Origin of the sequence: Streptomyces fulvoviolaceus, from assembly GCF_000718165.1 — a bacterium.
In the GTDB taxonomy this organism is placed as follows: domain Bacteria; phylum Actinomycetota; class Actinomycetes; order Streptomycetales; family Streptomycetaceae; genus Streptomyces; species Streptomyces fulvoviolaceus.
Genome location: NZ_JOEY01000033.1, coordinates 37948 through 62173, shown reverse-complemented (window position 1 = coordinate 62173; position 24226 = coordinate 37948). Strand labels below are relative to the sequence as shown.

Genomic DNA, 24226 nt, shown 5'->3' with positions numbered 1-24226 from the left:
TCGCTGAATCGTGGAGAACCTGATTGCGCTGCTCATCGCGGCGCCCCTGCTCGGAGCGGCGGTCCTGCTCGTCGGCGGCCGCAGACTGGACGCCGTCGGCCACTGGATCGGCACGGCCCTCGCCGGCGTCTCCTTCGTCTTCGGCGCGATCCTCTTCGCCGACCTGCTGGGCAAGGACGCCGAGCACCGGACGCTGACCCAGCACCTGTTCAGCTGGGTTCCGGTCGAGGGCTTCCAGGCGGACGTCGCCTTCCGCGTGGACCAGCTGTCGATGACGTTCGTGCTGCTGATCACCGGCGTCGGCTCGCTGATCCACCTGTACTCGGTCGGGTACATGGAGCACGACGAGCGGCGCCGCCGCTTCTTCGGCTATCTGAACCTGTTCCTCGCGGCGATGCTGCTGCTCGTCCTCGCCGACAACTACCTCCTGTTGTACGTCGGCTGGGAGGGCGTCGGTCTCGCCTCCTACCTGCTGATCGGCTTCTGGCAGCACAAGCCGAGTGCCGCGACCGCCGCGAAGAAGGCCTTCCTGGTCAACCGCGTCGGCGACATGGGCCTGTCGATCGCCATCATGCTGATGTTCACCACCTTCGGGACCTTCGCCTTCGGACCGGTGCTCGGCACCCACGAGGAGCCCGGGCTCGTCGGTGACACCTCCGAGGCCACGCTCACCGGCATCGCCCTGATGCTGCTGCTCGCCGCCTGCGGCAAGTCCGCCCAGGTGCCGCTGCAGTCCTGGCTCGGGGACGCGATGGAGGGCCCGACCCCGGTCTCGGCCCTCATCCACGCCGCGACGATGGTGACCGCCGGCGTCTACCTGATCGTCCGCTCCGGCGCGATCTTCAACGCCGCGCCCGACGCGCAGCTGGTGGTCACCATCGTCGGTGCCGTCACGCTGCTGTTCGGTGCGATCGTCGGTTGCGCGAAGGACGACATCAAGAAGGCGCTCGCCGGCTCGACCATGTCGCAGATCGGCTACATGGTGCTGGCCGCGGGCCTCGGCCCCATCGGCTACGTCTTCGCGATCATGCACCTGGTGACGCACGGCTTCTTCAAGGCCGGGCTGTTCCTCGGCGCCGGTTCGGTCATGCACGGCATGAACGACGAGGTCGACATGCGGAAGTACGGCGGCCTCAGGAAGTACATGCCGGTCACCTTCGTGACCTTTGGCCTCGGCTACCTGGCCATCATCGGCTTCCCGGGCCTGTCCGGCTTCTTCTCCAAGGACAAGATCATCGAGGCGGCCTTCGCCAAGGGCGGCACCGAGGGCTGGATCCTCGGCGGCTGCGCGCTGTTGGGCGCGGCCATCACGGCGTACTACATGACGCGCGTGATGCTGATGACGTTCTTCGGCGAGAAGCGCTGGCAGCCCGACGCCGAGGGCCATGAGCCGCACCCGCACGAGTCGCCCAGGTCCATGACGATCCCGATGATCGTGCTGGCCTTCGGATCGGTCTTCGCGGGCGGCCTGTTCAGCATCGGCGACCGTTTCCTGCACTGGCTCGAGCCCATCACCGGGCACGACCACGGTCACGCGCCGATCAGCGCGACGACGGTCACGGCCTCCACGGTGGCCGTGATGGTCATCGGCGTCACCGCCGCGTACCTGCAGTACGGCCGCCGTACGATCCCGGTCGTCGCCCCGCGCGGATCGCTGCTCACCCGGGCCGCCCGGCGCGATCTGCTCCAGGACGACTTCAACCACGTCGTCCTCGTCCGCGGCGGCGAGCACCTCACGCGGTCCCTGGTGTACGTCGACCACACCCTGGTCGACGGCGTCGTCAACGGCACGGCGGCCTCGGTCGGCGGCCTCTCCGGGCGGATGCGCAAGCTGCAGAACGGCTTCGCGCGGTCGTACGCGGTCTCGATGTTCGGCGGTGCGGCTCTCCTCGTCGCCGCGACCCTGCTGATGAGGGCGGTCTGATACCGATGTCCTTTCCTCTGCTGACAGCGACGGCGGCGCTCCCGGCGATCGGGGCGATCGCCACGGCCGCCGTGCCGGCCGCGCAGCGCACCGCCGCCAAGTGGCTGGCGCTGCTCGTCTCGCTCGCCACACTCGTCCTGGCCGCCATCGTCCTGGTCCGCTTCGACCCGGACGGCGACCGCTACCAGCTCACCGAATCCCACGCCTGGATCAAGGACTTCGGGGTGCGGTACGAGCTGGGCGTGGACGGCATCGGGGTGGCGCTCGTCGCGCTGACCGCCCTGCTGATCCCGTTCATCATCCTCGCGGGCTGGCACGACGCCGACCCGCTGGAGACCGGCAACACGCGGTGGCGACCGACTCAGGGCTTCTTCGCCCTGATCCTGGGCGTCGAGGCGATGGTGATCATCTCCTTCGAGGCCACCGACGTCTTCCTCTTCTACATCTTCTTCGAAGCCATGCTGATCCCGATGTACTTCCTCATCGGCGGCTTCGGGGACCGGGCCCACGAGCACGGCGAGGAGGCGGCGTCGACGCAACGGTCGTACGCCGCGGTGAAGTTCCTCCTCTACAACCTGGTCGGCGGTCTGATCATGCTGGCCGCGGTGATCGGCCTGTACGTGGTCGCCGGGAACTTCAGCCTCCAGGCGATCGCCGAGGCGCGGGCCAACGGCTCGCTCGACATGGCGACCAACACTGAACGCTGGCTGTTCCTCGGCTTCTTCTTCGCCTTCGCGGTGAAGGCTCCGCTGTGGCCGCTGCACACCTGGCTGCCCAACGCGATGGGGGAGGCCACCGCTCCGGTCGCCGTCCTCATCACCGCGGTCGTCGACAAGGTGGGCACCTTCGCGATGCTCCGCTTCTGCCTCCAGCTGTTCCCGGAGGCGTCGAAATGGGCGACGCCCGCCATCCTCGTACTGGCGGTGATCAGCATCATCTACGGTGCGCTGCTCGCCGTCGGGCAGCGGGACATCAAGCGGCTGGTGGCGTACGCGTCGATCTCGCACTTCGGGTTCATCATCATGGGCATCTTCGCGATGACCAGCCAGGGCCAGTCGGGCGCGACGCTGTACATGGTCAACCACGGTATTTCCACGGCTGCGTTGATGCTGGTGGCCGGCTTCCTGATCTCGCGGCGCGGCTCGCGGCTCATCGCCGACTACGGCGGGGTGCAGAAGGTCGCTCCGGTGCTCGCCGGAACCTTCCTGATCGGCGGTCTGGCGACGCTGTCGCTTCCCGGACTCGCGCCGTTCGTGAGTGAGTTCCTCGTCCTGGTCGGCACGTTCGCGCGCTATCCGGCCATCGGCATCATCGCGACCTTCGGCATCGTGCTGGCCGCGCTCTACACCCTCGTCCTCTACCAGAGGACGATGACGGGCCCGGTGAAGCCGGAGCTCTCGGCGATGCCGGATCTCAGGGTCCGTGAACTCGTGGTCGTCGCCCCGCTGGTCGTGTTGTTGATCTTCCTGGGCGTCTACCCGAAGCCCGTCACGGACATCGTCAACCCGGCGGTGAAGTCGACCATGTCCGACGTACACAAGAAGGACCCCCGGCCCGAGGTGGAGGCGGCCAAGTGAGCGCAACAGCCGTCCACAGCCTGTGGACAACTGCGGCCGACCCGATCACCAAGATCGACGCGCCGAAGATCGAATACGGACAATTGTCGCCCACCCTGATCGTCGTCGGCGCGGCGATCCTCGGGGTGCTGGTCGAGGCGTTCGTACCGCGCAAGTTCCGTTACCACGCCCAGCTGTTCGTGTCCGTCGTGGCGCTCGTCGCGGGCTTCGCCGCGGTCGTCGCGCTCGCCGCCGACGGGTACGCCACGACCAAGGCGGGCATCGCCGCCATGGGCGCGATCGCCGTCGACGGACCGGCCCTGTTCCTGCAGGGCACGATCCTGCTGGCGGGCCTGGTCGGTCTGTTCACCTTCGCCGAGCGGCGGCTGGACCCGGAGGTACACGGCAACCGCGTCGACTCGTTCGCCGCGCAGGCCGCGTCCGTGCCGGGCAGCGACAGTGAAAAGGCCGCGGTGAAGGCCGGGTTCGCCACCACCGAGGTGTTCCCGCTGCTGCTCTTCGCCGTCGCCGGCATGCTGATCTTCCCGGCGGCCAACGACCTGCTGACACTGTTCGTGGCGCTGGAGGTCTTCTCGCTCCCGCTGTACCTGCTGTGCGCGCTGGCCCGCCGCAAGCGGCTCATGTCGCAGGAGGCCGCGGTCAAGTACTTCCTGCTCGGCGCGTTCGCCTCCGCGTTCACGCTGTTCGGCATCGCGCTGCTGTACGGCTACGCGGGCTCGGTGTCGTACTCGACGATCGCGCAGGTCGTCGACGGGTCGATCACCACCGTCAACCCGGCGCTCATCGACACCATGGGCAACGACGCGCTGCTGCTGATCGGCGCCGCGATGATCATCATGGGCCTGCTGTTCAAGGTGGGTGCCGTGCCGTTCCACATGTGGACGCCGGACGTCTACCAGGGCGCGCCGACACCGGTCACCGGCTTCATGGCGGCGGCGACGAAGGTGGCCGCCTTCGGCGCGCTGCTGCGGATCCTGTACGTCGTGCTGCCGGGCCTGCGCTGGGACTGGCGGCCGGTGATGTGGGGCGTCGCGATCGTCACCATGCTGGGCGGTGCGATCGTCGCGATCACGCAGACCGACATCAAGCGGCTGCTGGCGTACTCGTCGATCGCGCACGCCGGATTCATCCTCGCGGGTGTCATCGCGACCACGCCGGACGGAGTGTCCTCCGTCCTGTTCTATCTGGCCGCGTACTCGTTCGTGACGATCGGGGCGTTCGCGGTGGTCACGCTGGTGCGGGACGCGGGCGGCGAGGCGACGCACCTGTCCAAGTGGGCTGGCCTTGGCCGGCGTTCGCCACTGGTGGCGGCCGTGTTCGCGGTGTTCCTGCTGGCCTTCGCCGGCATCCCGCTGACCTCCGGGTTCGCGGGGAAGTTCGCCGTGTTCAAGGCAGCGGCGGAGGGCGGCGCGGCCCCGCTGGTCGTGGTCGGTGTGATCTCGTCCGCGATCGCGGCGTTCTTCTACATCCGCGTGATCGTGCTGATGTTCTTCAGCGAGCCGCGGCCCGAGGGACCGACCGTGGCCGTGCCGTCGCCGCTGACGACGACGGCCATCGCGGTCGGCGTGGCGGTGACGCTGGTGCTCGGTGTGGCGCCGCAGTACTTCCTGGATCTCGCGAACCAGGCGGGTGTGTTCGTGCGGTGACCTGCGGTGTTACGGCCGTGGGCCCCGGTTCCCCGCAAGGGAGCCGGGGCCCTTCGCGTGCGGTCAGGGGGCCGGGTTCGCCGGGCACTTCACCGCGGGGTGCGTGGGGTTGAACAGGCCGCTGGGGTTCGTCTTGTAGATCCAGGCGTGGAGGGTGTAGCTGGGTCCGAGGACGGGGAGGGTGTCCGGGCCCTGGAACTTCTGGCCGAACATCGTCGGCCTGGTGACGCCGTCCTTGGCCTGCACGACCCACTCCACGGCGATGAGCTTGCGCCCGTACGGGCCGTTCTCGTAGAGGAGGGCCGCGGGCTTGGCGGGGTCGGTCTCGTTGACGTTCCCCTCGTTGAGGTAGTGGTAGCCCATGCCGGTCACGCAGGGCGTGGGCATGAAGTCGTCCGCGACGGCGAGCGGCGCGTAGGCGTACTTGCCGCTGGCCGTGTACGTCTTCGTCAGCTGCGTCCACGCGAACGGGTCCGGGTCGGCGATGGGCGCCGCCTGTGCGGGTACGGCGGTCAGGGAGAGGGCTCCGGCTATCGCCACGGTGATGGCGGCCTTGAGGGGCCGAGAGGACATGGTGAGGCTCCTTGGTGCGGCAGAGGCGCGCGTATGCTCGGCGCGCCGTCCGAGGGAAGGGCGGGTCTCCCCTGCCCGCCCGAGCAGCATGTTCCGGCTCCGTCCGGATGCGCCATGTGACGTGAGCCGTTCGAATGACTACCGAACGTCATCGGGTCAGCCTGTGGATAACTCCAGCGTTGTCAGCGCGGACCCCTATCGTGGATGCAGTGGTCGAGGGACGACGTACGGGGGACAGCGCTATGGGTGGGATGGGCGGGATCGCAGAGATGCCAGGTGTGACCGACAGCGAGGCGTTGGCCACGCTGCACCGGGTCTTCGGGTACGAGACCTTCCGCGGCGAGCAGGCAGAGATCATCGAGCATGTGGTGGCCGGCGGGGACGCCGTCGTCCTCATGCCGACCGGCGGCGGCAAGTCGCTGTGCTACCAGATCCCGTCCCTGGTCAGACCTGGTACGGGGATCGTCGTCTCCCCGCTCATCGCGCTGATGCAGGACCAGGTGGACGCACTCCGGGCGCTCGGCGTGCGCGCCGGGTTCATGAACTCCACGCAGGACTTCGGCGAGCGTCGGGTGGTGGAGGCCGAGTTCCTCTCCGGGGAACTGGACCTGCTGTATCTGGCTCCGGAGCGGCTGCGGCTGGACTCCACGCTGGACCTGCTCTCGCGCGGCAAGATCGCGGTCTTCGCCATCGACGAGGCGCACTGTGTCTCGCAGTGGGGTCACGACTTCCGCCCCGACTACCTGTCCCTGTCCCTGCTGGGTGAGCGCTGGCCCGACGTCCCGCGGATCGCGCTCACGGCGACGGCGACGGACGCGACCCACAAAGAGATCACCCAGCGGCTGCACATGCCGACGGCCCGGCACTTCGTGGCGAGCTTCGACCGGCCCAACATCCAGTACCGGATCGTGCCCAAGGCCGACCCCAAGAAGCAGCTGCTCGGCTTCCTGCGCGAGGAGCACGCGGGCGACGCGGGCATCGTGTACTGCCTGTCACGCAAGTCGGTCGAGTCGACGGCGGAGTTCCTGTCCCGCAACGGCATCGAGGCGGTGCCGTACCACGCGGGCCTGGACTCGGGCACCCGAGCGGCCCACCAGTCCCGCTTCCTGCGCGAGGACGGACTGATCGTGGTCGCGACCATCGCCTTCGGCATGGGCATCGACAAGCCGGACGTCCGCTTCGTGGCCCACCTCGACCTGCCCAAGTCGGTCGAGGGCTACTACCAGGAGACGGGCCGCGCCGGCCGCGACGGAATGGCGTCGACGGCATGGATGGCGTACGGCCTCAACGACGTCATACAGCAGCGCAAGATGATCCAGTCGAGCGAGGGCGACGAGGCGTTCCGGCGCCGCGCCGCCGCGCACCTGGAGTCGATGCTGGCGCTGTGCGAGACGGCCCAGTGCCGACGCAGCCAGCTCCTCGCCTACTTCGGCCAGGACCCCGACCAGGCGGGCTGCGGAAACTGCGACACCTGCCTCACGCCGCCCGAGACCTGGGACGGCACGGTCGCGGCCCAGAAGGTGCTGTCGACGGTGGTGCGGCTGCAGCGGGAGCGCGGGCAGAAGTTCGGGGCGGTGCAGATCGTCGACATCCTGATGGGCAAGCGCACGGGCAAGGTCATCCAGTTCGACCACGACCAACTGTCCGTGTTCGGCATCGGCGAGGACCTGTCCGAGGGCGAATGGCGCGGTGTCGTACGGCAGTTGCTGGCGCAGGGACTCCTCGCGGTCGAGGGGGAGTACGGCACGCTGGTGCTGACCGAGGCCAGCGGGACGGTGTTGCGGCGGGAGCGTGACGTACCGCTGCGCAAGGAGCCGAAGAAGCCGGCCTCGGCGAAGTCGGCCGGGTCCTCTTCCGGCCGGGGTGAGCGCAAGGCCAAGGCCGCGGTGGCCGAGCTGCCCGAGACGCTGGTGCCGGCCTTCGAGGCACTGCGCGCCTGGCGTGCCGAGCAGGCTCGTGAGCAGGGTGTTCCGGCGTACGTCATCTTCCACGACGCCACGCTCCGGGAGATCGTGACCGTGTGGCCCACCTCGGTGACGGAGCTCGGGGGCATCGGCGGGGTGGGCGAGAAGAAGCTGGTGACGTACGGGGAGGGCGTGCTCGAGGTGCTCGGCGGACTGGGCGGACCGGCCGGGGCCGTGCCGAGCCCGAGCCCGGCGGGCGATACGGATCCGGGTGCGGACCACTGGCCCGAGATGGATGCCGAACCGGAGCCCGAGGACTGGATATAGCCGGAGCCCGACGACTGGATGGCGAGCAGGCCCCGGCATCCGTCACAGGGCTCGTGTCGCGTACGCCCTGACGTCCGCGTCCGAGTCCGACGTGGCTGTCGCCAGGGCCGCGCGGGCGTCCGCGGTGTGGGTGTGCCGGGTCAGGGCCAGGACCGCCGCCTTGCGGACGTCGGCGTTCGCGTCGGCGAGGGCCTTGGCGAGGGCGGGGACGGCCACGTCGGGGGCTGCGGCGGACAAGGCGGTCGCCGCGCCCGATCTGACCTGCCAGGCAGAGGCGGACAGGGCGGCCACGGCGCGTGCGGCCAGCGGTGCCGGGCAGCCGGTGGTACCGAGCGCCCCGTAAGCGGCGCCCTGTACCAGGACGTCCGGGTCGTCGGTGAGGTCGGCCAGGGCCGCGAGGACGATGGCGGGCTCGGGTGTGGCGACGACGGTGTCGGTCTGCCGGCTCGTGGGGGCGGTGATGTCGGCGTTGTCGGCCGGACGGCTCGCGGAGACGGGGTCCTCGTTCGGCTCGGTATCGGTTGAGCGTCCCTCGGTGAGGGGAGCGTCGGTCCGATCGGCACTCGCGTGGAGTGTCGCCGACACCGTGGCAAGTCCCTTGGCGATGGTCACGCGGACCTCGCGGGACGGGTCCGTGGCTGCCGCGTGGGCCAGTTCGGTGGCGGCGTCGACCGAGACGAGGGCGCGTACGGCTTCGATGCGGACGGAGATGTCGGAGTCGGTCAGCGCCCCGGCGAACAGCGTTGCGTCACCCAGGCGCAGGGCGCGCAGGACGTCGAGCGAGGCGGCTCGGACGACCGGGTCGGGCTCGGCGAGGGCGGCGGCGAGGCCGTCGTGCAGGGCGGGTTCCGGGGGCAGCGTCTCGACGAGTTCGCGCAGGGAAGCGGCCGCGGCGGCCCGCACCTCGGCGGCGGTGTCGCGCAGCGCCTCGGCGAGGGCGGGACCGGTGCCCGGCGGCAGTGTCTCGGTGAGGACGGCGACGGCCTCGCGCCGCACGGCGGACACCGGGTCCGTCAAGTAGGGCCGCAGGGCGTCGAGTTCGGGCTCCTCCTCGGCGAGGGCGACGAGCTCCAGGAGGCGGGCCGGGGACTGCTCGGGGTGGGTCTCCGGGGACGCGGGGGTGTCGTCCCGCTCCTCCGGCTCGGCCGCCTCGGCCTGGCCCGCCACCGGCGCCAGGTCCCGTGATCCGGCCTTCGCCACATCCTCCGGGTGCACCTCGCCGAGGTGCCGGGAGGGACCGCCGGTCGGGGTGAACTCGTCGATCGGGACCAGATAGGGAGCCACGGGACGGGCCGTGAACTCCATCGCACCGGAGGGGGACTTGTGCAGATCGAGGTGGTGGAACCAGGACGCGTCGTCGCGCTCGGGGTGGTCGAGGCGGTCGTGGTAGAGGCCCCAGCGGGACTCCGTGCGGGCCAGGGAGGCGCGCGCGGCCATCTCCGCGCAGTCGCGGATGAAGGAGACCTCGGCGCAGCGCATCAGCTCGTGCGGGGTGCGGGCGCCCATCCCGGCGATGTCGGCGTGCATCCGCTCGAACGACTCCAGGGCGAGGGAGAGGCGGGCGCCGGACTTCGGCGGGGCCACGTAGTCGTTCACGAAGCGGCGCAGCTTGTACTCGACCTGGGGCTGTGGCGGACCGTCCGGGTGGCGCAGCGGGCGGTAGATCAGCTCGTGCGCCTCGCGCAGTTGGTCCTGAGGCAACTCGCCCTCGTAGGCCTGGTACTGGGAGGCGTCCGCGCCCGCCAGGTCCCCGAAGACGAAGGCTCCGATCATGTAGTTGTGGGGGACGCAGGCCAGGTCGCCGGCGGCGTAGAGGCGGGGGACGGTCGTACGGGCGTGCTCGTCGACCCGTACTCCCGAGGCCGAATGGCCGCCGCACAGGCCGATTTCGGAGATGTGCATCTCCACGTCGTGGGTGCGGTAGTCGTGGCCGCGGCCTTCATGGAACGTCCCCCGAGTGGGCCGCTCCGTCGAGTGCAGGATCGACTCCAGCGCCGAGATCGACTCCTCGGGGAGGTGGCTCAGCTTCAGGTACACCGGACCCCGGTCCGACGCGACCTCCGCCGCGAACTCCGCCATCATCTGGCCGGACCAGTAGTCGGAGTCGACGAAGCGTTCGCCGTGCCGGTTGACCTGGTAGCCGCCGAAGGGGTTGGCGACGTAGGCGCAGGCCGGACCGTTGTAGTCCTTGATCAGCGGGTTGATCTGGAAGCACTCGATGCCGGTGAGTTCGGCGCCCGCGTGGTAGGCCATGGCGTAGCCGTCGCCCGCGTTGGTCGGGTTCTCGTAGGTGCCGTAGAGGTAGCCGGAGGCGGGCAGGCCGAGGCGGCCGCAGGCGCCGGTCGCGAGGACGACCGCGCCCGCGCGGACCACCACGAACGCGCCCGTGCGGGTGTTGAAGCCGACCGCCCCCACGGCCCGCCAATCCTCGGGAGAGGTGAGCACCCGCACCGGCATCACCCGGTTCTCGATGCGGATCCGCTCCCGCATCTCGCGCCGCCGCAGCTGCCTGTACAGGACCTTCTTGACGTCCTTGCCCTCCGGCATCGGCAGGACGTACGAGCCGGAGCGGTGGACCTGGCGGACCGCGTACTCGCCGTGCTCGTCCTTCTCGAACTTCACGCCGTACGACTCCAGGCGCTGCACCATGGCGAAGCCGCGGGTCGCGGTCTGGCGGACGGTGGACTGGTCGACGATGCCGTCGTTGGCGCGGGTGATCTCGGCGACGTAGTCGTCGGGCTCGGCGCGGCCGGGGATGACGGCGTTGTTCACGCCGTCCATGCCCATGGCGAGGGCGCCGGAGTGCCGGACATGGGCCTTCTCCAGCAGGATCACGTCGGCGCCGTGCTCGGCGGCGGTGAGCGCGGCCATGGTGCCGGCGGTGCCGCCGCCGATCACGAGGACGTCGCAGGTCAGCTCCTCGGCGTCGGTGAGTGCCGGAATCTGCAGGGGGGTGTCCACCAGCGTGCCTTTCAGGTACCGAGCGAGGTGAGGACTTCGCGCCGCAGCGCCACACGCGCCGGGTCGTCGTGCGCCGTACGGTCGCGCGGACGCGGCACGTCTCGTACTGCGGTCAGGTGGCCGGAGCCGATGAGGGCGACCCGGTCGCCGAGGAAGAGGGCCTCGTCCACGTCGTGGGTGACGAAGACGACGGTCGCGCCCGTACCGTGCAGCACCTCCACCAGCAGGTCCTGCATGCCGGCGCGGGTCTGGGCGTCGAGGGCGCCGAACGGCTCGTCCATCAGGACGGCGCGGGGCGCACCCGCGAGGGCCCGGGCCAGCTGGGCGCGCTGGCGTTGCCCGCCGGAGACGCGGTGCGGCAGGTGCCGGGACTGTTCGGCGAGGCCGACGCGCTCCAGCCAGGCCTCCGCCTGCCTCCTGCGCTCCGCGCGCGGCAACCCCTTGATGGCGAGCGGCAGTTCGACGTTCGCGCGCAGGGTGCGCCAGGGCAGGAGGGCGTCCTCCTGGAAGATCAGGGCACGGTCGGCGGCGGGGCCCGTCAGCGGGCGCCCGTCCTGGCCGGCCTCTCCGGCGAGGGGAGACAGCAGCCCGGAAAGCGTGCGCAGCAGGGTCGACTTGCCGCACCCGGAGGGGCCGACGACGGTGAGGATCTCGCCGGGGGCCACTTCGAGGTCCACGCCGTCGAGCACGGGAGCACCGGGCCGTCCGAGGGTGGCGCCGTGCAGGGCCAGTGCCGCGCCGGTGCGGGAGGGCGAACGGGCGTCAGACGAGCTGGTCATGGGGCACGTCCTCCTGGGGCGTGGGGCTCGCCGGTACGGCTGCCGCGGCACGGCTCACCCGCCGCGGAGTCCGGCCGGCGGGGACGTACGACGTGCGCGGGAGCCAGCGGGTCAGGCGGCGGCCCAGGACCTCCACGGCGGTGGAGGTGAGCCAGCCGAGCACGCCGATCGTGACCATGCCGACGAACACGCCCGCGTAGTTGACGACGGTGTAGTCCTGCCAGGTGCGGTAACCGACCCCGTACTGGCCGGAGATCATCTCGGCGGAGATCACACAGATCCACGAGACGCCGATGCCGACCGACAGCCCGCCGAAGATACCGGGCAGCGCGCCCGGCAGGACCACCGAGCCGAGGATTCGCCACCGGCCGCCGCCCATCGTGAGCACCGCCTCCTCCCACACGGGAGTCAGGGCGCGGACCGCGTGCCGGGTGGAGACCAGGACAGGGAAGAAGGCGGCGGTGAAGGTGATGAAGACGATGCCCTGTTCGTTGGAGGGGAAGAGGAGGATCGCGACGGGGACCAGGGCGATCGCCGGGATCGGGCGGACGACCTCCAGCACCGGGCCGAGCAGGTCCTCGGCGAGGCGGGAGCGCGCCACGAGCACGCCCGTCGCCACGCCCAGGACCGCGGCGAGGAGGAAGCCGGTGAGGATGCGGGTGAGGCTGTCGGTGAGGTCCGTCCAGTAGTCGGGGCCGGACAGCCGGTCGGCGAAGGCGCGGGCCACGTCGGCGACCGTGGGGAACTGCGAGAAGCGCAGCCACAGGTCGATGTTCAGGCTGGTCAGCAGTTGCCAGATGCCGAGGGCGACCGCCAGCGAGGCCGCCCTGAGCACATACCGGGTCACGACGCCCGATCCAGCGCGTCGGCGTACGTGACGACGCGGGCGCCTCCGTGCTGGGCGACGTATGCCTGCGCGGTCGCCGGTGCGACGAAGGGGAGGAGTCGGTCGCCGTCGGCCACCCAGACCGCCTTGTCGGCGAACCAGAGGGTGCCGGTGGTGGCGTCGGGGACGTAGGCGGCGCGGATGCCGGTCCGGTGCTTCGAGACGTAAGTCAGAAGCTGAGAAGGGGACTTGAAGCTGAGCGTCTCCTCGGCGCCCTTGGGCCACACCTCGCTCGCGGCCGATGCGGGCGTGGCGGCGAGGCGCTTGGCGTAGTCCGAGCCGAGGGCCTTCCTGACGTACTGGTCGTCGACGAAGGAGTCCACGTCCACGTCGCCGGTCAGCTTCGCCGACTTGAGGACCGAGACGTCCTCCTTCAACGCGGAGACCAACTGGGGCTTGATCGCCGGGTCGAAGGTGGCGATGCCGTGGGCGCCGTTGTAGAGGTAGACGACCTCGGCGGGCAGGCTGGTGGCCTTCGCGACCTTCTCGGCGGCGGCCACGGGGTGGTCGTTGAGGTAGTCGGTGGCCTCAGCCTGGGCCTTGAGGAAGGCCTCTAGGACCGCCGGGCGCTTCTTGGCGAAGTCCTCGCGGGCGGTGACGCCGTGGAAGGTGGGGAGGTTCAGCTGGGCGCCGTCGTACAGGGCCTTCGCCTTGCCCTGGTAGGCGAGCAGGCCGGGCCAGGCGACGAACTGCGAGAGCGCGTCCGCGCCGCCGGCCGAGAGGGCCGAAGCGCCCACCGCGGGCTGCTGGTTGAGCTTCTCGATGCCCTGGTCGGCGTCGATGCCGGCGCGTTGCAGGGCGCGTACGAGGGTGCCGTCGGCGGCGGAGCCGACGCTCGTGGAGACCTTCTTGCCCTTGAGATCCGTCAGGGAGGTGAGCTTGGAGTCGGGTGCGGTGACGATCGTGTTGAGGCCGCCGCGGAGGTTGTAGCCGGTGACCGAGACCAGGTGGGTCGGCTGGCCGAGCTGCTTGCCGCGGGCCGCGTTGATGAGCAGCGGGAAGTCGCCCATCGAGCCGATGTCGATCTTCCCGGCGGTCATCTGGGCGGTGATGGGGGCGCCGGTGGCGTAGTCCTGCCAGTCGACCTTGTAGGTCTTGCCGTCGCCGAGGGCGTTCAGTTCCTTCTCGAAGTAGCCGAGCGAGCGGAGAAGGGTGCCTGCGGTGACCGTGTTGATCGTCTTGGACTGGTAGCCGACGGTGACGGTGACCGTGGAGCCGTCGTCCCCGGCCGCGGCGTTGCCGCCGCAGGCCGTCAAGGGCGCCAGCAACAGGATCGCTGCGGCAACTGCTTTGTGTTTCATGGGAGTTCGGGGCCTCTCACCGGAGCAGATAGGGCATGTTGACCGTGACGGCTCCGGTGGGACAGCGGGCCGCGCACGGGCCGCAGTACCAGCACTCGTCGACGTGCATGTAGGCCTTGCCGTTGCTCTCGTCGATGGCGAGGGAGTCCAGCGGGCACATGTCCACACAGAGCGTGCAGCCGTCGATGCACTTCGACTCGTCGATGGTCACGGGCACGTCGGCCCGCTGGGGCGCCAAGGTCATGGCTGTCTCCAGGAATGTGCGAGCGGGGAGGGTCAGAGAGACCGGTGCAGCAGGCCGCTCATCGTGATGCGGTCGCCGCGGAAGCGGATGAACTCCAGGTCGACCGGGCGGCCGTCCGCGAGGTGGGTGAGGCGTTCCAGCATGAGGACGGCCGCGCCGCGCGGGGCTTCGAGTACGGCGGCGGAGTGGGCGTCCGCGTTCACCGCCTCCAGGGTGATCTCGGCGTGGCCGAGCCGCTGTCCGGTGATCGTCTCCAGGAGGCGGAAGACGTCGGTGTTCTCCAGGTCGGCGCCGAGCAGGGCGGTGCCGAGGGCGAGCGGGATGTAGGTGAGGTCGAGGGAGAGGGGGAGGCCGCCCAGGCGACGCAGGCGTTCGATGTAGAGGACGTCGGTGCCGGGTGGGACGTGGAGGCGCTCGGCCACCGGGTGCGGGGCGGGGGCGGGGCCCATCGTGCGGACCTCGTTGGTGACCGTGCCGTGTTCGCGGAGGGTCTCCGCGAGGCCCATCAGGCTTTCGAGGCCGTGGGGGTACTTCTGGGCGACGACCACGGTGCCGACGCCGGGTTGGCGTTCGACGAGGCCTTCCGCGCGGAGCAGGTCCAGGGCTTGGCGGACCGTGTTGCGGGAGGCTCGGTAGTCGGTGGCGAGGGTCGACTCGTGGGGGAGGGTGCCGTCTCCGTGGGCGCCGGTGAGGATCTGGTGGCGGAGGAGGTCGGCGAGCTGCCTGGCCTGGTCCGCGCGCAGTCGGCGGCGCGTGCGGTGGGCTGCGACGGTGGTCGCGCCCTGGCCGGCGTGGTCGCGGATGCGGTCGGGAGGGGGCATGTTTTGAACCATAGCGAGGCGGTAGGGAAAGCTGTGTTGCGGGAGTGTTGCGCCACCAGTGGCTCCGCCGGTTCGGCTGTTGAGCTGGGGTTTCTGTTCTGGCGGGGGGAGATCTGCCACCCGGGGTTTGCTGCTTGCCCGGCGTGGTGACTGGGCGGGGGTGGGGTGCGCAGCCCGGCGCTGCGGGGTGCCGCTCTCTTTGGGTCGGGAGCCGCCCCAGCGGCACGACTGCCCGCAGCTCGGCCTACCCACGTGGGCGCGACCAGCCCTCACCGGCCCGCAGCCGAAAGACCTCCCCGGCTAAGCCAGCGCCGACAACCCCGGGCCGAAGACGATCAGCAGCGGGAGCAACGGCACCAGTGCCGCCACCGCCGTCGTGAATGCACGGTGCCGCCGGCCCAGCCTCGGCTGCGGCTCGAGCAGGCGGTCGACCCGCTCGCCCAGGAGGCGGTGGCTGGAGGCGCAGGACAGTACCCCTCGGTGCTGGTTCAGCGAGATCAGCGCCAGGGCCGTGGTCAGGTGGCCGCACCGGCGGGACGCCGTGTCGTCCGCGGCGAGTTCGACCAGGCGGTGGGTCTGGTCGCAGAAGTGCGCGAACAGAGGCACCCGGGGAAACCCCGTGGCCAGGGCGGTGGAGAGGTGGAGCAGCCAGTCGTGGTGGGCGCGGGCGTGGCCGCGTTCGTGGGTGAGGACGGCGTCGAGCTGGTGGTCGGTGAGCCGGTGCAGGGCGCCGGTGGTCACGATCAGCTGGGGCGGGCTGCCCGGCATCCACCAGGCGTCCGGGTACTCGTCCTCCAGGACCAGCAGGGGGCCACGCGCGACGGCACCCAGTCCGGCCGGCAGGTCGGGGGCGCGTTCGCGCAGGTGCGCGAGGGTCTGGCCGCGGTGTCGGCGCGCCTCGACGAGCTCACGGGCGAGCATCGCGGTCGTCCAGGCGGCCCCGCAGGCCAGCAGCAGGGTGAGGGTGGCGGCCCAGAGAGGGGCGGTGGAGAGGTCGTACGCCGCGGTCACGGCGGGCGGTGCCGGCGCGAAGACGTGGTCGCGGACCGTGTGGAAGACGGCCGCCGCACCCAGGACCAGGGCCGTGAGACAGCACAGCAGGACCGTGGCGACCAGACACTGCCACACCCACAGCGCGACCACGGGGTCCCGTTCCGGCCACTCGGCCCGGGTCAGCGCACGCGGAACCGGCACGGCGGCGGTCACCGCGACGACGCTCAGCAGGAGCAGGCAGACGGTCATGCCACGGGCTCCGGTTCCTGGTCGGAAGAGTCGGAGGACTCGGAAGGGTAAGGAGAAGAAGGGTAAAGAGAAGAAGGGCGGCTGCGGGGCGGATGTCACGCGTACGCGTCACGTCATCGCCCTCGCCAGTATGACCGCGCGGACCTCCGGCGTCAGGGGGCAGAACGGACACTCGCCCCTCAACAACCCCTCAGCCCCTCCACCCTTCAGCTCCTCACCGCTCCCGCAACGCCTCCCGCACGGCCGCCAGCACCGCCGCGTCCTCCGCCCCGGCCGCGCGCGCCTCCGCCACGAACCGCCGTGCCAGCTCGGCCAGTTCGGCCGGATCCAGACCCTGCCGTACCCCCGCCGGCAGCGGCGCGACCCGCGTCCCGGCCCCCCTCCGGGTACGGATCAGCGACGCGGCCTCCAGTTCCCGGTACGCCCGGGCCACCGTCCCCGCCGCGAGTCCGAGGTCGGCCGCGAGCTGCCGTACCGTCGGCAGGCGCTCGCCCTCCGGCAGGCGGCCCGTGGTGATCAGGGCGGCGAGCTGGGCGCGGATCTGTTCGTACGGCGGGACCGGGCTGGTCGTATCGACGCGTACGGCCTCTCCACTCACCGACGAGCCGCCTGATCCGTCTGATCCACCTGATCCACCTGATCCACCTGATCCGCCGCGCTCGCGGGGTCCGCCACGTCCGCCTCAACCGTCCTCCCCCGAACCGCGCGCGTCGCGCCCGTCGCCCGCGGCGAGACGATCGTGAACAGGCACCACGGCGCCATGATCAGCGCGACGAGGGCCGACGGCCACAGTGCCCAGGCCGCGACGGTCCCGGCCGGACCGTCGCAGGTCATGTTCATGAGCGCACCCGAGGCCGTCGAGGCCGCGCCCAGCAGGGACGACGAGACGACCAGCCCCCACGCGGCGACGATCGCCAGCGTCCGGTCGTGGCGGGACTGCTCGTCGCCGGGGCGGGTCGCGATCCGCCGCAGGGACCACCCGCAGGCGCCGGTGGAGACGGCGAAAGAGGCGAGCATCGGGAGGCCGTAGTAGAGGCCGGGCCAGGGGCCGGCCGACTCGGTCGCGCCGCGGCACGTCAGGGTGAGTGCGCGGCCCGCCCGCCCCAGGTCGTCCGGCGACGCCATCGCGGCCGCCACCGTCAGCAGGACGAGCAGCACGGCCGCGAGCCCGAGCAGCAGCCGTGTCATCCGGGGCGGAACGTAGTCGCGGACCCGGCGCGGTGTGAGGCCGGCCGTGCGTACGGCACCCCGTCGGGGGCCGGTCAGCGCGTCGCCCACCAGAACCCCGGCCACCGCGCACAGACCGAACACCGGGATGGCGTAGAGGATGCCGTCGCCGCCGATCAGCGGCGACAGCCAGCGGGCGGCCAGCGCCCCGACGACCAGGCCGGTCCAGCGGGCGTACCGGTCGACAGGTGCGCGGGACGAAGACCCCTCGGAAGACCCCGCAGCGGAACCGAGTTCGAGCATGAGAGACAGACCCCCGTGAAGACGCAGTCGTGAAGGCACGCTTGTATCAAGCGGTAAGTACAAGATGCGTCTCCACAGGGACTTGTGTCAACTGCTTGATACAACCCGCCCGCCGACCTCCCCCAGCCCCACCCGGACCCCGTCCGGCCCCGGCGCCCACGCCGACAGCGTCACCACGTCCCCGTCCTCCAGGAACGTCCGCTTGCCGTCGGGGAGTTCGAGTACGTCCCGCCCGTTCCAGGTCAGCTCCAGCAGTGACCCCCGTTCCCCCGCGGAAGGCCCGCTCACCGTCCCCGAGCCGTACAGGTCGCCGGTCCTCAGCGACGCGCCGTTCACCGTCATGTGGGCGAGCTGCTGGGCGGCCGTCCAGTACATGGTGGAGAAGGGCGGCTCCGACACCACGTGACCGTTGACGGCCACCGAGATCCGCAGGTCGTAGCCCCCGGGCTCGGCATCCGGACCGGTGTCGTCCAGATACGGCAGCAGTGCGTGCGTCCGCTCCGGCGCCGCCACCCGCGCCTCCTCCAGCGCGTCCAGCGGGGTGATCCACGCCGACACCGACGTGGCGAAGGACTTGCCGAGGAACGGGCCGAGCGGGACGTACTCCCAGGCCTGGATGTCGCGTGCCGACCAGTCGTTCAGCAGGCACAGTCCGAAGACGTGCTCCCGGAACTCGCCGAGACCGACCGGCCGCCCCCTCTCGGACGGCACCCCGACCACGAAGCCGACCTCCGCCTCGATGTCCAGGCGGACGGAGGGCCCGAAGACGGGCGTCGGATCAGAAGCGGCCTTCCGCTGCCCCGACGGCCGTACGACATCCGTCCCCGACACCACCACCGTGCCCGAGCGGCCGTGGTAACCGATCGGCAGGTGCTTCCAGTTGGGGGTCAGGGAGTCGGCGGCGTCGGGGCGGAAGATCCGGCCGACGTTCCGGGCGTGGTTCTCGGAGGCGTAGAAGTCGACGTAGTCCGCGACCTCGAAGGGGAGGTGCAGGGTGACGGATGACAGGGGATGCAGGAACCCCTTGATCGTCTCCTGGTGTGCCGGCACCGTCACCCAGGCCGTCAGCGCGCGCCGTACGTCCGACCAGGCGGTGCGCCCCGCGGCGAGCAGCGCACCCAGCGTCGGTTGAGCGAGCAGGGAGACGTACGGCGAACCGAGCGCGGTCGCCGCCGCACCCGCGTCGAGGACGTGATCGCCGAGCCGGACGCCGACCCTCCGGTCATCGGAACCCGTCGGCGAGAACACGCCGTACGGAAGGTTGTGCGGGCCGAAGGGGTCGCCCTCGGGGACGTCGAAGGGGGGCATGGGTGTCTGCCTCACTCTCGCGCATGCCGTCTCACGCATGCCGTGCGTTCCATGTGGTCGGGCCACACGTTACGGCTGAGTTGCCTGCCTTGGCAGTGTCTAAAGAGTTTGCAATGTCTGAATTGCCCTTGTCGGAGGCGGCAATTCCGGCTTAGCGTCCTTTGCGGGAGACGGACGGGATGGGTGATTTCGGTCCGTAGGGGGGACACGTGGGGGGACCCGTGGCCAGGCGTACCAGCAGTGTGCCTTTCGAGGCCGAACGTGCCGTGCCGGCACTGATCGTCAAGTTCGGCGGCTATCCGCTGCACCACGGCGGCGTCGGCGCGATCCGCAGTCTGGGCCGCCTCGGCGTCCCGATGTATGCGATCACGGAGGACCGTTACACGCCCGCGGCGGCCTCCCGGTACCTCACTCGTGCGTTCGTCTGGCCGACGACCGGTACCGAGGAGCCGGGCCGTCTGGTCGAGGGACTGATCCGGATCGGGCGCCGCATCGGCCGTCCCGCCGTCCTCGTCCCGACCGACGAGGAGGCCGCGGTCCTGATCGCCGAGCACCAGCACGAACTCGCCGGCCGCTTTCTCTTCCCGCCCGTCGAGTCCGGCCTGCCGCGCCGCCTCGCCAGCAAGCAGGGACTGCACGAACTGTGCGTGGAACACGGGATAGCGAGCCCTTCGGCCGCCTTCCCGCAGACCTACGGCGACATCGTTGCCTTCGCCGAGAAGGCCGTCTTCCCAGTGGTGGCCAAGAACCGCGAGGCGTTCGTACGGCGCAGCCGGCCGGCCGTGAACGGCACGACGCGCATCGCCACCCGTGAAGGGCTGCTCGCCCTCGCCCGTGACTGGGGCGAGCAGCCCGGCGTGATCCTCCAGGAGTACCTGCCGCGGGAGGAGGCCGAGGACTGGATCGTGCACGCGTACTTCGACCGGGACTCGGCCCCGCTGGCCATGTTCACCGGCGTCAAGGTGCGCTCCTGGCCACCGCACGCGGGCATGACCGCGAATGCGTACGTCGTCGACAATCCGGAACTCGCGGACCTCGCCGCACGTTTCATCAAACAGATCGGCTTCACCGGAGTCATCGACCTCGACCTGCGCTTCGACCGGCGCGACGGACAGTACAAACTCCTCGACTTCAACCCGCGCATGGGCGCCCAGTTCCGGCTCTTCGAGAACGAGTCGGGGGTGGACGTCGTCCGCGCCATGCACCTCGATCTGACCGGACGCCCCGTTCCGGAGGGGGAACAGCGGGCCGGCCACCGGTACATCGTGGAGAACATCGACCTGCCCGCCCTGCTCGCCTACCGCCGCAGCGGCTATACGACGCCGCACGCACCGACGCGGGCGAGCGGGACGGAGCTGGCCTGGCTCGCGGGTGACGACCCGCTGCCGTTCCTCACGATGCTCGCGCGCTTCGTGCGCCCGGGCGCGGTCCATCTCCACCAGCTGTGGCGCACACAGCGCCGCGGCAACGGCAACGGCAGCGCCACGAAGTGACGAAGCGACGAAGCCACGAAGAGTCAGCCACGAAGAGCAAGTCGCGAAGAGCAAGCCGCGAAGTGACGTCCTGGGGAGGGACTTCGTGATCCAACCGGTAGCAGTCATCGGTGCCGGACCGTTCGGCCTGTCCACCGCCGCGCATCTGCGGGCGCGCGGCATACCCGTCCGCGTCTTCGGCGATCCCATGGTGAGCTGGCGCGACCACATGCCCGCGGGCATGCTCCTCAAGTCGACCCCGGTCGCCTCCAACATCGACGCACCACAGCGCGGCCACGACCTCGTCGACTACTGCGACGCGGCCGGGACACCCCGGCTGGTGACGGACGAGGACATCATCCCCGTCGAGACCTTCATCGCGTACGGCGAGTGGTTCCAGCAGAAGCTGGTGCCCGAGGTGGAGCGGGTGCGGGTGGTGTCGGTGGACCGGCGGACGGCCGACGGCGGGGGCTTCGAACTGAAGCTGGACTCGGGTGAGTTGTTCACGGCCCGGGCCGTCGTGGTCGCCACCGGCCTGTCCGGCCTCGCCCACCTGCCCCCGGAACTCGCCGTGGCCGCACCCGACGGACCCACCCCCACCGGCCCGGTCTCCCACAGCTCCCAGCAGCACGACCTCAGCCGCTACTCCGGCAAGGACCTCATCGTCGTCGGCGCCGGCCAGTCCGCGCTGGAGACGGCCGTGCTGGCGGCGGAGGCGGGCGCGCGGGTGCGCGTGGTGGCGCGCGGCCAGGGCAGCGTGGCCTTCGGTGAACCGCCGTGGAAGCAGCCGAGGTTGCGCCCGGAGTCGCCGTTCGGCCGGGCCTGGTCGCTCTGGGCGCTCAGCTACTACCCGCACCCCTACCGCCACCTCCCGGCCCAGCTCCGCCACTACCTGGTGCGCCGGGTCCTCGGTCCCCTCGGCGCGTGGTGGCTGCGGGACCGCTTCGAAGGCAACGTGCGGGTCAGCGAGGTCGGCCGCATCCTGCGGGCGGACACCGCCGACGGCCACCCCGCACTCTCCGTCCTCACCCACACCGGCCGCACGGACCGGCTCTCCGCCGACCACGTCATCGCGGCGACCGGCTACCGCGTCGACCTCGCGGCGATGGACTTCCTGGGCCATGAACTCCGCACAGAGCTGGCGGTGAGCCGGGGCACGCCGAAGCTGGGCGCGGGATACGTCTCGTCCGTGCCGGGGCTGTACTTCACGGGGCTGCCGTCCGCGGCGTCGTACGGGCCGGTGATGCGGTTCGTGTGCGGGACGGAGTTCGCGTCGCCGAGGCTGGTGAGGCATCTGGCCGCGGCGCACGGGTAGGCCCGGCCGGGCAGAGAATCTCCGGCGGATCTGTCACAACGGCTGCCTCCGCTCCGTCAGTGCAGTGAAGACGCGAGCAACGAGCTCACTGACACCGGAGGCAGCACCATGAAGGCACGGATGACCAACCCGGCGTACGTCCTCCCCGGCGCCCTGAAGGGCATCGGCACCATGTTCCAGGCGATCGGCGAGAGCGGGCTGTCGCACGAGCTCACGGAGCTCGTCGGGCTGCGGGCCAGCCAGATCAACGGCTGCGGCGCCTGCGTCCACGGCCATGTGACCAACCTGCGCAAGGCAGGCACGAGCGAGGAGCGCATCGCGGGCGTCGTCGCCTGGCGTGAGGCCCCGTTCTTCTCCGACGCCGAGCGGGCCGCGCTCCAGCTGACCGAGTCGGTCACCCGCCTCGCGGACCGCTCCCACGAGTCGGTGCCCGACGCCCTGTGGGACGAGGTCGCCGACCACTTCGACGAGAAGGAACTCTCGGGCCTCATCCTCGCCATCGCCCTGACCAACCTGTTCAACCGCGTCAACACGACGATCAAGGAGCCGGCGGGGACGACCTGGGGGTGATCCCGGGCCCCGGCCCCGACCCCGGCTCCGGCTCCGGACCTGCTACGACGTGCAGACGTCCTTGAGCTTGTCGGCCGCCGCGTCGATCTTGCTGGAGTCGGGGTTCGTGTCGCCGTTCAGGATGGCCTTGTTGTAGTCCTTGATCGCCTTGTCGAGGTCGTCGACGGCATTGTCGACCTTGCTGTCGTTCGAGTCGTCGTTCGCCTCGTCGTTGATCTTGTCGAGGTTCTTCTCGATCGTGTCGATGGACTCGTCCGTGCGGGACGGGTCCTTCGCCGCGTCCCAGCCGGCCTCGTTGATGGCCTTGATGCTGTCGGAGATCGTGTCGGCGTTCGACACGCAGTCCAGGGAGTTGTCGATGTCGTCGGGATCGCAGCCGCTGGCCAGGGCGACGGTCAGGGTGACGGCGGTCACAGCGGTGGCGATGGTGAAGGCACGGCGACGGCGCATGAGGGCCCTTCCTCGGGGTTCTGCCTCGGGATTCGGTACCGCCAACGATTCCGTGGCGCGCCCGCCGTCACGATGGGGCCGCCTCCCGTATCCGGGGTGTAGCCCGCTACACCAACCGGACAAAGAGGGGCGCACGCCGAAGATCCCGCCGGCGGGCTCGTGGACCGCCGACGGGACACTTGGAGAGGGCTGCGACCGGTAGGGGTCCACGGCCGGTGGGGGTCCACGGCCGGTGGGGGCCTACGGCCGGTAGGGACCTACGGCCGGTAGGGACCTACGACCGGTAGCGGCCCAGCGTCTTCAGCCCCGGCAGCGCCTTGTCGTCGAAGTCGAACAGCGCCAGGTTCTCCCACGCGTTGCCCGACGCCGGGTCCTCCGGGTTCCAGCCGCTGCCCGCGCGGTAGGTCCACACGCCTTCCCAGTAGCAGTAGCCGAGGCCCTGCCCGCCGGGGACGGCGGCCGCGAGGTCGGCCACCGCGCGCAGCCAGGCCGCCTGGCCCGCGGGCGTGGCGGGGTAGCCGTCGGTGAGCTGCGAGGGGTCGTTCATGATGTCGTTGACGTCGTCCTCGCTCTCCAGCGTGAACGGGTACGCCGTCTCGGCGATGACGCACGGCTTGCCGTAACGGGCCGTGATGTCGGCCATGTTGGCGGCGGCCGCCTCCACCGTGCCGTGCCAGAACGGGTAGTACGACAGCCCGATGATGTCGAAGTCCACGCCGAGCGCGACCGCGTTGTCGAACCACCACCGGTACAGCCCGTTGTCGCCGCCGTTGGCCAGGTGGAGGATCGTGCGGATGCGCGGCGTGGTGTCGCGGGCCGCGCTCAGGCCGGCCTTGAGGAACGCGGCGAGGTTGTCCCAGTGCTCCCAGTTGCCGTCGGGCCAGATCATGCCGCCGTTCAGCTCGTTGCCGATCTGCACCAGGTCGGCCGGGGTGCCCTGCCGCTTCAGCGCGCCGAGGACGTCGGCCGTGTGGTCGTAGACCGCACGCGTCAGGCCCGCCACGTCCAGGTCGGTCCACGCGGCCGGCTTGGTCTGGTGCGCCGGGTCGGCCCAGGTGTCGGAGTAGTGGAAGTCGACCCAGATGCCGATGCCGGCCCGCTTCAGGCGGCGGGCGAGCGGCAGGACGTGCGCCTTGTTGTTGTAGCCGTCGGCCGGGTTGACCCAGACCTTCAGGCGGGCGTGGGTGACGCCCGACTGGGCGAGGATGCGGATCGGGTCCTCGCGGCGGCCGTCGGCCGTGCGGTACACGGCGCCGTGGTCCTCGTTCTTGGGCAGCGAGGAGATGTCCACGCCACGGATCTCGAGGCGGGCGCGCTGCTTGGTGGTGCTCGCGACGGCGGGTGCCGCCCCCAGCACGGGAACGGCCAGCGCGGCGGCTCCCGCAGCGGTGAGAACACTGCGTCTACGCATGTCGAAGTCCCTTCACAGTGAGATTCACAAAGGTCTGAAAGAGTG

General features: G+C 70.7%; 20 protein-coding genes. 7 read left to right on the top strand and 13 right to left on the bottom strand.

What is annotated here, in order from left to right:
* Positions 1–10: 10 nt before the first annotated feature.
* The 3 genes from nuoL to nuoN are packed head-to-tail and all read left to right on the top strand — an operon-like array spanning position 11 to position 5147.
* Complete coding sequence (nuoL, locus tag IG08_RS0132245; RefSeq protein ID WP_030610571.1) at positions 11–1924, top strand: NADH-quinone oxidoreductase subunit L; 1914 nt, start codon at positions 11–13, stop codon at positions 1922–1924.
* 5 nt (positions 1925–1929) lie between these two features.
* Complete coding sequence (locus IG08_RS0132240; protein WP_030610568.1) at positions 1930–3501, top strand: NADH-quinone oxidoreductase subunit M; 1572 nt, start codon at positions 1930–1932, stop codon at positions 3499–3501.
* The gene (gene nuoN / locus IG08_RS0132235) at positions 3498–5147 is read left to right on the top strand and encodes an NADH-quinone oxidoreductase subunit NuoN (RefSeq protein WP_030610565.1); all 1650 of its coding nucleotides are present in this window, start codon (positions 3498–3500) and stop codon (positions 5145–5147) included. Before IG08_RS0132240 ends, nuoN begins: the two co-directional genes overlap by 4 nt.
* A gap of 63 nt (positions 5148–5210) precedes the next feature.
* Here nuoN and IG08_RS0132230 read toward each other — a convergent pair whose 3' ends face one another.
* A complete protein-coding gene (locus IG08_RS0132230; RefSeq protein ID WP_030610558.1) occupies positions 5211–5720 on the bottom strand; it encodes a hypothetical protein in 510 nt (169 codons plus the stop codon).
* A 242-nt stretch (positions 5721–5962) separates the two neighbouring features.
* Here IG08_RS0132230 and recQ point away from each other — a divergent pair, with 242 nt between their 5' ends.
* Positions 5963–7951, top strand: a complete 1989-nt coding sequence (gene recQ / locus IG08_RS0132225; RefSeq protein WP_030610554.1) for a DNA helicase RecQ — start codon at positions 5963–5965, stop codon at positions 7949–7951.
* Between the two features lie 42 nt (positions 7952–7993).
* Here the strand turns inward: recQ and IG08_RS0132220 are convergent, their stop codons facing one another.
* The 10 genes from IG08_RS0132220 to fahA all read right to left on the bottom strand — a co-directional run bounded on the left by IG08_RS0132220 (position 7994) and on the right by fahA (position 18963).
* Complete coding sequence (locus tag IG08_RS0132220) at positions 7994–10912, bottom strand: fumarate reductase/succinate dehydrogenase flavoprotein subunit (RefSeq protein WP_106981064.1); 2919 nt, start codon at positions 10910–10912, stop codon at positions 7994–7996.
* 11 nt (positions 10913–10923) lie between these two features.
* The gene (locus IG08_RS0132215; protein ID WP_030610998.1) at positions 10924–11691 is read right to left on the bottom strand and encodes an ABC transporter ATP-binding protein; all 768 of its coding nucleotides are present in this window, start codon (positions 11689–11691) and stop codon (positions 10924–10926) included.
* Positions 11675–12538 (bottom strand): ABC transporter permease, encoded by an 864-nt coding sequence (locus IG08_RS0132210; RefSeq protein WP_030610548.1) that lies wholly within the window; start codon positions 12536–12538, stop codon positions 11675–11677. Before IG08_RS0132210 ends, IG08_RS0132215 begins: the two co-directional genes overlap by 17 nt.
* A complete protein-coding gene (locus IG08_RS0132205) occupies positions 12535–13878 on the bottom strand; it encodes an ABC transporter substrate-binding protein (RefSeq protein WP_030610546.1) in 1344 nt (447 codons plus the stop codon). The genes IG08_RS0132210 and IG08_RS0132205 overlap by 4 nt, the downstream gene beginning before the upstream one ends.
* Positions 13879–13894: 16 nt before the next feature.
* Positions 13895–14122 (bottom strand): 4Fe-4S dicluster domain-containing protein, encoded by a 228-nt coding sequence (locus IG08_RS0132200; RefSeq protein WP_020130156.1) that lies wholly within the window; start codon positions 14120–14122, stop codon positions 13895–13897.
* 32 nt (positions 14123–14154) lie between these two features.
* On the bottom strand, positions 14155–14943 hold the full coding sequence (locus IG08_RS0132195) for a GntR family transcriptional regulator (RefSeq protein ID WP_030610541.1): 789 nt from the start codon (positions 14941–14943) through the stop codon (positions 14155–14157).
* Positions 14944–15243: 300 nt separating this feature from the next.
* Complete coding sequence (locus tag IG08_RS0132190; RefSeq protein WP_030610538.1) at positions 15244–16185, bottom strand: M56 family metallopeptidase; 942 nt, start codon at positions 16183–16185, stop codon at positions 15244–15246.
* Between the two features lie 214 nt (positions 16186–16399).
* On the bottom strand, positions 16400–16783 hold the full coding sequence (locus IG08_RS0132185; RefSeq protein WP_030610535.1) for a GntR family transcriptional regulator: 384 nt from the start codon (positions 16781–16783) through the stop codon (positions 16400–16402).
* Positions 16780–17655 (bottom strand): hypothetical protein, encoded by an 876-nt coding sequence (locus IG08_RS0132180; protein ID WP_199820936.1) that lies wholly within the window; start codon positions 17653–17655, stop codon positions 16780–16782. Before IG08_RS0132180 ends, IG08_RS0132185 begins: the two co-directional genes overlap by 4 nt.
* An 87-nt stretch (positions 17656–17742) precedes the next feature.
* Complete coding sequence (gene fahA, locus IG08_RS0132175; protein ID WP_030610529.1) at positions 17743–18963, bottom strand: fumarylacetoacetase; 1221 nt, start codon at positions 18961–18963, stop codon at positions 17743–17745.
* A gap of 221 nt (positions 18964–19184) precedes the next feature.
* Here fahA and IG08_RS0132170 point away from each other — a divergent pair, with 221 nt between their 5' ends.
* The 3 genes from IG08_RS0132170 (at position 19185) to IG08_RS0132160 (ending at position 22320) form a co-directional block, all read left to right on the top strand.
* Positions 19185–20456, top strand: coding sequence for a carboxylate--amine ligase (locus IG08_RS0132170; RefSeq protein ID WP_234343023.1), 1272 nt, complete (start codon positions 19185–19187; stop codon positions 20454–20456).
* A gap of 85 nt (positions 20457–20541) precedes the next feature.
* Positions 20542–21750 (top strand): NAD(P)-binding domain-containing protein, encoded by a 1209-nt coding sequence (locus IG08_RS0132165; protein ID WP_030610525.1) that lies wholly within the window; start codon positions 20542–20544, stop codon positions 21748–21750.
* Positions 21751–21858: 108 nt separating this feature from the next.
* Positions 21859–22320 (top strand): carboxymuconolactone decarboxylase family protein, encoded by a 462-nt coding sequence (locus IG08_RS0132160; RefSeq protein WP_030610522.1) that lies wholly within the window; start codon positions 21859–21861, stop codon positions 22318–22320.
* A gap of 42 nt (positions 22321–22362) precedes the next feature.
* Here IG08_RS0132160 and IG08_RS0132155 read toward each other — a convergent pair whose 3' ends face one another.
* Entirely contained in the window at positions 22363–22770 is a 408-nt protein-coding gene (locus tag IG08_RS0132155) for a hypothetical protein (protein ID WP_030610519.1), read from the bottom strand.
* A 274-nt stretch (positions 22771–23044) separates the two neighbouring features.
* Complete coding sequence (locus IG08_RS0132150; RefSeq protein ID WP_043455782.1) at positions 23045–24181, bottom strand: glycoside hydrolase family 53 protein; 1137 nt, start codon at positions 24179–24181, stop codon at positions 23045–23047.
* Positions 24182–24226 lie beyond the last annotated feature (45 nt).

Coding starts and splice junctions, on each gene's coding strand:
- IG08_RS0132240 (WP_030610568.1), top strand. CDS start 1,930: ATGTCCTTTCCTCTGCTGACAGCGACGGCGGCGCTCCCGGCGATCGGG.
- IG08_RS0132230 (WP_030610558.1), bottom strand. CDS start 5,720: ATGTCCTCTCGGCCCCTCAAGGCCGCCATCACCGTGGCGATAGCCGGA.
- recQ (WP_030610554.1), top strand. CDS start 5,963: ATGGGTGGGATGGGCGGGATCGCAGAGATGCCAGGTGTGACCGACAGC.
- IG08_RS0132215 (WP_030610998.1), bottom strand. CDS start 11,691: ATGACCAGCTCGTCTGACGCCCGTTCGCCCTCCCGCACCGGCGCGGCA.
- IG08_RS0132205 (WP_030610546.1), bottom strand. CDS start 13,878: ATGAAACACAAAGCAGTTGCCGCAGCGATCCTGTTGCTGGCGCCCTTG.
- IG08_RS0132200 (WP_020130156.1), bottom strand. CDS start 14,122: ATGACCTTGGCGCCCCAGCGGGCCGACGTGCCCGTGACCATCGACGAG.
- IG08_RS0132195 (WP_030610541.1), bottom strand. CDS start 14,943: ATGCCCCCTCCCGACCGCATCCGCGACCACGCCGGCCAGGGCGCGACC.
- IG08_RS0132190 (WP_030610538.1), bottom strand. CDS start 16,185: ATGACCGTCTGCCTGCTCCTGCTGAGCGTCGTCGCGGTGACCGCCGCC.
- IG08_RS0132180 (WP_199820936.1), bottom strand. CDS start 17,655: ATGCTCGAACTCGGTTCCGCTGCGGGGTCTTCCGAGGGGTCTTCGTCC.
- fahA (WP_030610529.1), bottom strand. CDS start 18,963: ATGCCCCCCTTCGACGTCCCCGAGGGCGACCCCTTCGGCCCGCACAAC.
- IG08_RS0132160 (WP_030610522.1), top strand. CDS start 21,859: ATGAAGGCACGGATGACCAACCCGGCGTACGTCCTCCCCGGCGCCCTG.
- IG08_RS0132155 (WP_030610519.1), bottom strand. CDS start 22,770: ATGCGCCGTCGCCGTGCCTTCACCATCGCCACCGCTGTGACCGCCGTC.
- IG08_RS0132150 (WP_043455782.1), bottom strand. CDS start 24,181: ATGCGTAGACGCAGTGTTCTCACCGCTGCGGGAGCCGCCGCGCTGGCC.